This window comes from Serratia sp. 506_PEND, assembly GCF_001076875.1.
Classification (GTDB): Bacteria; Pseudomonadota; Gammaproteobacteria; order Enterobacterales; family Enterobacteriaceae; genus Serratia; species Serratia marcescens.
Genome location: NZ_JVEL01000308.1, coordinates 1 through 1,021 on the forward strand (window position 1 = coordinate 1; position 1,021 = coordinate 1,021).

Annotated in this window: 2 pseudogenes; both read right to left on the reverse strand. The window is 44.6% G+C overall.

The annotated features are described in order from the left end of the window. Positions 1–733: pseudogene (locus ADK28_RS08485) on the reverse strand (hypothetical protein); the annotation flags it as partial. A gap of 11 nt (positions 734–744) precedes the next feature. Then, a pseudogene (locus ADK28_RS32120) lies at positions 745–1,021 on the reverse strand (DUF4123 domain-containing protein); the annotation flags it as partial.

Here is a 1,021-nt window from a genome sequence, read left to right on the forward strand (position 1 = left end):
CACCAAGAGAGCAGTTCAGTTTTCCTTCCATCTCTAGGGCATTACTGATTTCATATTGAGGTTTTTTCGTCCAGCCACGGTTCCCGCGCTGACTTTTACCCTGAGATTTATTTTCTGCATTCTGCTGTTGCTTCCGTTCTTTCTCTGTGTACTCCTTGACTTCATGTTCCAGTCCGATTGCCAGATCCACTTCCCATTTAAAACCGGCAAAGACATGGATCCACGTTGTCAAAACATCAAGGGGAGCCATCGATAAGAGTGGAGATGCACCATTCATAAAGCTCAGTGACTGGTTGATGAAGGGATTACCTTTACATTCACCCAGTCGCAGAAGGTAGTCATTTTTCGGCAGGACATCCAGAACATCGGATTCCAGAATATAATCCTCCAGAAAATCAACCGAATCAGTAACCTTAAAATAATTGACTTTTGGTACATAATGCAGAATATAATCTGTCAGCCCTTTATTAAAGGTCTGAAGCGTTTTACTATCTGAAGGGTTATAAATGACGCCTTGCGGACAGGACGAATTATTCGACACACAGCCTTTATCCACCAGCGTCATCGATACCGGAACACCCTTGTCATCTTCATCTATCACATCTACTGACGAGATAAAATCAGCCTGCTTATAGGTGAATGTCCTCTCCCCAACCTTCAGGGAAAACATATGGATACACGTATCCGGATTTTTACAGTTACATACCGGGGAACCGGCTTTTAAACTAATCATCGTTTTCCTTATTATACCTGTGGCAAATAACCCATTTCACGGAGCAGCAACGATTCTGCTTTAAAGACTCCGGGTTCATTAGGGTCATTCAGCGCTGTACGGTATTCGGGCGGGAGCGTAGCCAGCGTCATATATCCCCGCTCGTGAAACAGCCGGAATAACCCCACAATGCTACGCTCATCATCGATACCCTGTTGCTTCAGCCAGTGACATATTTCACCAGTTGCTTCAGTATTTGCAGGCTCACTATCAGATTCTGACCAGCTGTTGATCTTATCCACCAGCGTT